Source organism: Huijunlia imazamoxiresistens (assembly GCF_037132455.1).
In the GTDB taxonomy this organism is placed as follows: domain Bacteria; phylum Bacteroidota; class Bacteroidia; order Chitinophagales; family Chitinophagaceae; genus Flavisolibacter; species Flavisolibacter imazamoxiresistens.
Genome location: NZ_JBBBEI010000028.1, coordinates 56,340 through 65,034, shown reverse-complemented (window position 1 = coordinate 65,034; position 8,695 = coordinate 56,340). Strand labels below are relative to the sequence as shown.

Below are 8,695 nucleotides of genomic sequence, written 5' to 3'. Positions count from 1 at the left end.
TGGCCATCTATGAAGGATGGAAACTTGCCCAGGAAGCCCTTAACCGGGCTGGGCCTTAAATGTGTCCTAACGGTAGCTCCAAATGGAGAGGGGGCCGGCGTAGCTTCGCGGGAGCAGGGTTTCTTATCATTAATAAAGGCGAACAGAACCTTTTAAACAAGTTCTGTTCGCCTCTTTATACTATTTGCCTATTACTTTATTAGGCTGTTCTGCCGCGAAGCTACGCCGGCCCCCTATCCATTTGGAGAGGGGTGGCTCCCGCTTGCGGGGGCCGGGGTGAGGTTTTACGCTTCCTTCGCAGCTTGCTCCAGCGGTGCTTCCCGTACGGCAAAATGTTCGTCGATGCGGCGGTTCATGATGGAAAACCAGAGCGGCGGGACCAGCGACAGCATGATGGTGCCGGGATAACCCGTAGGCATTTGCGGGGCCTCGTCGTGGTGGCGGAGGATCTGGTACTTGCGGCTGGCCATGTAGTGGTGGTCCGCATGGCGGGGCGCATTAAACAGCAGGATGCGGCCCAACGAATACTCGCTGTCCCAGCTGTGCGCCGGCCGGATCCGCTCCATCTTGCCCGGGGCAATTTCCTTGCGGCTCAGGCCGTAATGCTCGATGTAACTAACGGATTCGAACAACAGGATACCGGTCGTAGACGACAAAAAGAAATAGCCCAGCACTTCGGTGCCAAACAGCAGGTAAACCACCACCAGCAGCACGGTCTGGAACAGGTGTACCTGCAGCATTTCGTTTCGGATATGAAAAGGGGAAAGGCCATTTTTCCGGCATTCCTTAATGGAGATCCGCCAGGCGGCGAGGTAGCCGAAAACAAAGCAGCGCCCCCAGAAGGCATACAGGTTTTCGCCGTAGCGGGCCGAAGAGGGATCGTCATGGGTAGCCACCACCTTATGATGGCCTTTGATGTGCTCGATCAGGTAGTGCATGTACAAAGTGGTGATCAGGGAAATATTAGCCATGGCCTTATCGAACCGGTTCACGCGGTGACCCAATTCGTGGCCCACGGTAATGGCGCTGGTACCGCAAAAAAGGCCCATGGTCAGGATCCGGCCGGCCCGGTCCACCCAGCCGAGGGTATCGTCCTGCATGGAGTAGAGAAAATAAAACAGGGCCGGCACCTGCAGCAGCACCATGATGTAGAGGATGTAGTCGTAAACGGGATTATGCTTTTCGGATTCCTCCTGTTCGGGCAGCAGGTTGGCATGGTCGGGTTTCAAGAAAAGTTCCACGGCCGGGATAATGATCCAGGTGACCATCAGGGGCAGGAAGCACAGCCAGCCTTTTGACGAAAAGGAAATCAGGGCGCCCACGTAGGTGAGGAGCGGGAAAACGAATTTCAGGGGGCCGGCTACATAGGGCGGGTGGTCGTGGTCTTCTTCGAAGAGGACGGCGGCAGGTTTTGGCGAAAAATCTTTTTTTCCGATAGAGGACATGGTGGATGACATTTTAGGGGTGAAGGAACCGTCGCTACAAGGTTTCCCTTAAGAAACAGTCAGGGGGTTAGACGGAAAAAGTATAAGGGAGGGAAACAGGGATTTTGGGAAAGAATTTTTCTATAACGATACATAGGAGGGGCGTTACCCGGCGCCGCCATTATAGGCTATTGATATAAAGTTTCGGGAAAAGCAGGGCGGCGATGGACCAGGGTCCGCGCAGAGGATGATAGGTGTATTTGCTTATTGCGTTTTGAGGTAAGGAATATTATTATTGTAAGGAAGAAGTCAAGGCGGCAATTTCCCGTACCTGGTACAAAAGATCCTGGCTGTTTTCCCATACAATTTTCTTCGAACCTGGCCCCAGGGTGGTTCCGGCCGGAAAATAAAAACCAAAAAACACATGTATGCTGACTGTTATGATGTACCAGGCAAATGCCCTGCTCAAGGCCCGAATAAATGCCCGCAGGGTCCTGCTGTATTTCCTTTTTTACTATGCAGCACTGTTTCCTTTGTTCTATTCCTTCTATTTCCACCTATTTGTCAGTTCCATCGATCTTTCCCTCAGTTTCCAGATGTTTTTGGCAAGTTTTATCAATATTTCCATTCACCTGTTGACCGGCAACCTGCTGCGCTTTTTCGGGTTGCGTATCCCTTACTTCCTGCTGGTTCTGACAGGTATTTATGTCACCGCCTTCCTGGAAACAGCCTACTTCGTTCTCTATCATCATTCTGTATCCTCCTCCACCATCTATATTCTGATGGAAACAAACCTGGCGGAAGCAAAGGATTTTTTTTCGATGTACTTCAATACGGAAATACTCCTGATCGGCCTGGCCTTATTTATTCCGTTTATGGTTTCTGTTGTTTATACCGTCAGGATCCTGCCCGGGAAGCGAAACCGGGACCTGCCTTTAACCCGGAACAGGAGTAAAGTTTTTTCTATTGTTGTTTCTGTTTTCCTGATAGCGGTGCTCAGTATCACTTGGTATTCCACGAGACTCTACCGGAAGAATTTCGGCTTTATTGCCGGCAATGCCTATCGAACGTACCAAAGGACGGCCCGGACCTACCAGTTCCTGATCAGTGCTCAATATGGCGGCAGGTTTACAAATGTGGCTTCGGACAGCCTGCAGGAAGAGGTTTATGTGCTGATCATAGGCGAATCCACTACCCGGCACCATATGGGCCTGTACAACTATTACCGGAACACCAATCCGCTGCTGAACGCCCGGAAAAAAGAGCTCCTAGTGTACAACAATGTCGTGAGTCCGCACACCCATACCATCCCCTCCCTGCAAAAGATGCTGACTATGGCTACTTATGAAAATCCGGAAGGGTGGAAAAGCGGCTCCCTGCTTCAACTGATGAATAAAGCCGGCTTTGCTACTTATTGGATCTCCAACCAATGCCCGATCGGTGTGTATGAGACGCTGAACACCTTATTGTCAAAGTCTGCCTATAAAAGCTATTTTGTTAATACGGCAGAGTCATTTGCCCTGACGCCACACGATGAAAAATTGCTGAAACCCTTAAAGCAGGTATTATCGGCTACGGCCCGAAAAAAGTTTATCGTCCTTCATCTTCTGGGCACGCATGGCGAATATTTCAACCGATACCCGCCAGCATTCAACCGGTTTCACGACGAGCCTGTAACCCCTTTCCGGCATGAAGCGGCATTCAGGCAAATTAACCAGTATGACAATGCGGTGCTTTATAACGATTACTTTATCAATAATGTCCTGGACCTTGTTAAAAAGGAAAATAAGAAGTCCTGGGTTATCTACCTGTCGGATCATGGCGAAGATGTGTATCAAACCATAAACCGGCCCGCACACGGTGAAGAGAATGGCACCCAGCCCATGTATGACGTTCCGTTCCTGGTCTGGCGGTCGGATAAATACAGGCAGGAGGATCATCACCAGTACGATGTAAACCGGAAGTATATGACCGATGACCTGATCCATACCATAGCAGATATGAGCCATGTTCGCTTTTCGCAATTTGAAGCTGCCCGAAGCCTGGTGCATCCGCAATTTTCGGAGCGGAAGCGGCAGGTAGACGACAAAGACTACGATGAGCGATTTCGGGGCAAATGATGCCAAGGCGCACCTGGATCCTGCCCCTTTTAAATACGAGGCAGTTCGATAGTAATGGCCGTACCTTTTTGGGGTTGGGTGTCGAGCGAAAGCGCTCCCTTGATCAGGCTGACGCGGTTCTGGATGTTGCGGAGCCCCAGGCCCTTGCCGGCGGACTGCACCTTTTCGGGGTCAAAGCCTTTGCCGTTGTCCTTTACCGTAATGACCAGCTTTTCCTCCAGGTAATCGATGGTGACGTCGATGGCCGTGGCCTCGGAATGCTTGACGGCATTGTTCAGCAGCTCCTGCACGATGCGGAACAACACCAGCTCGTCCTGCGGGCGGCTCTTGAACACCTCGCCGTTCACCGCGAACTGCGTGGCATACAAGCCGGTGCGGTTCAGGAACTGCAGCTGCTGGTCGATGGAATTGGCCAGCCCCTGCTTTTCGATAAAGTTCGTGTGCAGCGTCTTGGCCAGGTCGCGTAAATCCTGGATCACCTTGGTCAGCAGGTTTTTGGATTCCCGCAGCTTTTCCTGGGTCGCTTCGGGCTTACTGGTATCGATGGTGTTGATGTGCAGCTTGATCAGCGTCAGCACCTGCCCGATATTGTCGTGCAGCTCCTCGCTGATGTTCATATAGGTCTGCTCCTGGATCTCCAGCCGCGTTTTCAGCAGCTCCTGCTGGTGCAGGTTGATCTGGTTCAGCAGCTTTTCCCGCTCGATAAAGGCGTTGGTCTTTTTTTGCTCGTTCAGGGCATTCTGCAGGGAAATGGCCATCTGTCCCGACAACAGCCGCAACAGCTCGATATGGCTGGCGGTAAAGGCATCGGTAATGAGGTCGTTTTCAAAATAAAGGATGCCGAACACATCGCCCTGGTGCATGATGGGCATGCAGAGCAGTGACTGGGAGCCTTTCTGTGTCAGCACGGGGTCCTGTGCAAACAACGGGTGTTTGGTGGCGTTGGCCAGCACCAGCAGTTCCTTGGTCACGTACACATACTGCACGATGGCTTCCGACAAAAAGCCGTTGCCTTCCAGGGGCACCGACTGCACCACCACTTCCTCCTCGGCTTCCACCGAGCCCAGGGCCTCAATGAAAAAGCCGCTCTCCTTTTTGAGTACCAGGTAGCCTTTGCGGGCGCCGGCATTTTCCACGCCGATCTTTACCAGCTTTTTCAGCAGCTTGTCCAGCTGGATCTCGCTGGAGATGGCCGTGGCGGCCTTCATGATGCTGTGTAGGTCCAGCGACAGCAGGTTGTGGTGGGCGGGCAGGGGAACGGAGGGAACCTCGCTGCCTTCTGCCGACGTGAGGGTCTGTTCCAGCTGCTGCTGGTCGAACAGGTAGGCATAACGGCGCTCCAGCTGGCGGGCCTTGTTGAAGGCGCCCCATTCGCGGTAGTACTTATGGGCCTGGGTAAGGTAGTGCTGCGCCAGGAAGGCCCGCTGCCGGTCCTGGTAAAAGTTGCCGGCCAGCTCGCAGGCCAGGGCCAGGTCATTGAGGTATTCGTTCTTGATGGCCTCGTCGATGGCCTTGTCGTAATAACGCCCCGCCTTTTCCGCCTCTCCCATGACACGGAAGTATTCCGCTTCGATCAGCCACAGCTTGTGCGAACAGTTGTCGGGGGCCAGCCGCACCCGCTTGCGGATGGCTTTGAGGTTTCCCTGCACCTTTTGCAACAGCGCCTTGCGGTTCAGGGCATTGCGTTCGGTGCCCAGCACCGCCAGGCGGGCCAGCGTATCATAGAAATAAAAGACCAGCACCTGCGAGTTGCCCGACAGGCTGTCGAGGCGGCAGGAGGTGTCGGCCGCATTGCGCAGCGCCCCGGCATAATCGCCAAACAGGTAACAAAGCACCAGCTTGTACAGGTGCAGGGTGCACAGGGCCGTTTCGGTTTCGGCATAGAGGTGCATCATCTCTACCTCGTTGTGCAGGCGGCCGGTCAGCACCGTGGGATGGTCTACCGGCTCGTACAGGTTCAGCACCGTCTGGGCGAAGATGCGAAAAAGGTTGTAGCCGGCTTCGTGCCCGGCCTGCTGCAGGCGCTCGTTGAAGCGGTCGTTCTCCTCGGTCACCACCTTCAGGTTGCGGCCGCAGAAAAAGGCCGAATAACAGTAGGCGTAGGCCGAGTAGGAGCCGAACTCGGTATTGCCGTTCTCCAGGCCGTACCAGAAGTTGTGGTAGAGCGGTTCCAGCGTACTTTTTATCGGTGACTTCAGGTGGGCGACGTAGGAATAAAACATCATCCGGCTCTGGCACTTCAGGCTGCTCACCTCGTATTTTTCCGAAAGCTGCATGGCGGTCCTGCCCACCTCGTAGCCGCCTTCCAGGTCGGCCAGGCCGGAGATCAGCAAGAGCGCATAGCCGTTACAGATGGTGCCCGAAAAAGGCGAGTTGCCGTACTTGACCATCAGGTGAAACAGTTTGAGGATCACCAGGGGCAGCAGGTCGGGACGGGCGAAATAGACCGCCGAGCCCACGCTCACCATCACGCGGATGGCCGCGTTGTGGTAGGGGTTGGTGATCAGGGGCCGGTCGATGAGGGTGGCGACCGGCTGGCGCAGCAGGGCGGCCTTTACCTGCAGCAGGGCCCCCAGCACGTGCAGCTTGCCGGGTTTGTCGGGAAAAGTCACCTGCAGTAATTCCAGCACCTGCAGGGCGGTCTGCACCGCTTCACGCAGCTTGTGCTGGGCAATGTAGAACTTGATGCGGATCTCGTACACCCGCACCTTGTCGAGCACGTCGGCGGCCTTTTCCAGCACCACGCCGGTCCACTTTTCGGTAATGTCGTTGTGGCCGCTGAGGAAGCCGCTTTCGGCGCCTTCGCTGTACAGCTCCAGGGCCAGGCCGTACTGGCCCTTCCAGGCGTCGGGCGGCAGCAGGCTGATGCCGGTTTGCAGGTAGTCGAAGGAAGGCTTGTAGGCAGCGGAGGCCTTGGCCTTGATGCCGGCCGACAGGTTCAGGGCGGCCAGCTGGTCCCGGTCTTCCTGCCGGTCCATGGAACCGATGCCGGCATTGAGCTGGTTGACGATCTCGAACAGGTAGGTGTTGCGGCGCTCTCCCTCGAGCTGCCGCAGCAGGGCGTTGCCGATGCGCAGGTGCTCGCCCTGTTTTTTATCCGGGGCAATCAGCGAATAGGCGGCCTGGTGGATGCGGTCGTGGGAAAACCGGAAGTTGTCGCCGTCGGGAATGACGAGGCCCTCGTCCAGGGCGGCCTGCAGGCGGGCGGCCATTTCCTGGCGGTTTTGGTGCAGCACCACGGCCAGCAGGCCCAGGTCGAACTGGTAGCCGAGGCAGGCGCCCAGCTTCAGCAGCTCCTGGGTGGCGGCCGGCAGCTTGCGGATGCGGCCGATCATCAGCTCCACGATATTTTCGGTCACCTTCAGCCGGTGGATGCGGTCGGCTTCCCACCGCCACTGGAAGGAAGTAAAGTCGAACTGGAGGATCTCTTCGGAAAAAAGCGATTTCAAAAATGCATTGACAAAAAAGGGGTTGCCCTGCGACTTGTCGAACACCAGGTCCACCAGGGCGGGCCGTTCGTGGATGGCGGCGTCCAGGGTTTCTTCGATGATCTCCTCCACGTTGCGGCGGGGCAGCGGCGCCAGCAGGAGTTGCTGCAGGCGGGCGCCTTCCTTGTGCAGGTGCTCGCGGATGGCGGAGAACAGGGAGTGGTCGGGAATCTCGTTGTCGCGGTAAGCGCCGAGGAACAGGAAGCCTTCGAGCCCCTTGGTGGTGGTGATGATCTTCACCAGGTGGGCGGTGGCGGCGTCCACCCACTGCAGGTCGTCGAAAAACAGCACCAGGGGGTGGTCGCGGCCCGAGATCTCGCGGATAAAGTTGGTAAAGACGTAGCTGAAGCGGTTCTGGGTTTCGTTGGGACCCAAAGTAGGCAGGGGCGGCTGGGCGCCGATCAGCAGCTCGAGCTGGGGCAGCACCTCGGTCAGCACGCGGCCGTTGCGGCCCACGGCCTTCAGGATGCGTTCCTTCCAGAGGTCGATCTTTTGGGGGCCCTGCGTGAGGATATAGGCAGTAAATTCTTTAAAGGCCTGGATAAAGGCAAAATAAGGGATGTTGCGCTGGAACTGGTTGAACTTGCCCTCGATGAACAGGCCGCCTTCCTGCAGCACCGTTTCCTTCAGCTGGTGTACCAGGGCCGACTTGCCGATGCCGGAATAGCCGCCCACCAGGGCCACTTCCGTGGCGCTGCCGCGCACCCGTTCCAACGACTGCCGCAGGGCGGCGATCTCTTTTTCGCGGCCAAAAAACCGGCGGGGCTGCTGCAGCCGCCCGGAAAAATCCTGCTGCCCCAGCGGGAACAGCTCGGTGCCGGCACCCGCGTGCCACAGCTTCAGGCAGGTCAGCAGGTCGGCTTTCAGGCCAAAGGGCGACTGGTAGCGGTCGGGCGCGTTTTTCGCCAGCAATTTGAGGATGAGCCCCGACAGGGCCACGGGCACGTAGGGGTTGCGGCGGTGCGGCGGCTCGGGCTGCTTGGCAATGTGGCAATGGATCAGCGACAGGGCATCGGCGGCCACGAAGGGCACGCTGCCGGTGACCATTTCGTAGAGCAGCACGCCCAGGGAATACAGGTCGCTGCGGATGTCGATCTCGCCCTTGAGCCGGCCCGTCTGCTCCGGCGCACTGTAGGTGAGAAAATCCTGGCAGAATACCGGTTCCTTGACGGTGCGGTTGAGGGCGGAGACGGGCGAGGAATGGGAAAAGTCGATGAGCTTTACTTCCAGGGTCCGCCCATTCACCAGCAGGTTGGAAGGGCAGAGGTCCTGGTGCACGATGCCTTTGAGGTAGAAGTATTCGAGGATCTCGGTCAGGGAAAGGGCGATGGAGAGGCAGTCGCCGATGCCGGGTTTGGCTTCCCGGAGAAACTGGTCGAGCAGCACCCCTTCCATGTCTTCCAGCACGGCGATGTAGCGGTCCTGGTAGGTGTCGAGGGCCAGGTAGCGGGCGCCGCCCTTGCAGGCGATGCCCCGGCCGATCTCGTATTCGTTCTGGATGCGGGCCGCCTCGGCGCTGCGGGCGCTGGCGTTCTCATACACCTTCAGGATCACCTTTTGCTTGTCGCGGCACCGCTCGGCCCGGTAAAAAAGCTTGCTGCCCTTCAGGCCGATACGTTCCAGAATGATATAATCCGAGAGCAACACCATGGGTCACAATTAG

At 56.6% G+C, this 8,695-nt stretch carries 3 protein-coding genes; 1 reads left to right on the top strand and 2 read right to left on the bottom strand.

Annotated features, from left to right (window positions below):
- Window positions 1-284: 284 nt before the first annotated feature.
- Complete coding sequence (locus V9K67_RS22945; RefSeq protein WP_336726675.1) at window positions 285-1,445, bottom strand: alkane 1-monooxygenase; 1,161 nt, start codon at window positions 1,443-1,445, stop codon at window positions 285-287.
- 581 nt (window positions 1,446-2,026) lie between these two features.
- Here V9K67_RS22945 and V9K67_RS22940 point away from each other — a divergent pair.
- The gene (locus tag V9K67_RS22940; RefSeq protein ID WP_336726673.1) at window positions 2,027-3,544 is read left to right on the top strand and encodes a sulfatase-like hydrolase/transferase; all 1,518 of its coding nucleotides are present in this window, start codon (window positions 2,027-2,029) and stop codon (window positions 3,542-3,544) included.
- Window positions 3,545-3,573: 29 nt separating this feature from the next.
- On the opposite strand, the gene V9K67_RS22935 is transcribed toward V9K67_RS22940, so the two are convergent.
- Window positions 3,574-8,682 (bottom strand): AAA family ATPase, encoded by a 5,109-nt coding sequence (locus V9K67_RS22935; protein WP_336726671.1) that lies wholly within the window; start codon window positions 8,680-8,682, stop codon window positions 3,574-3,576.
- Window positions 8,683-8,695: the final 13 nt, after the last annotated feature.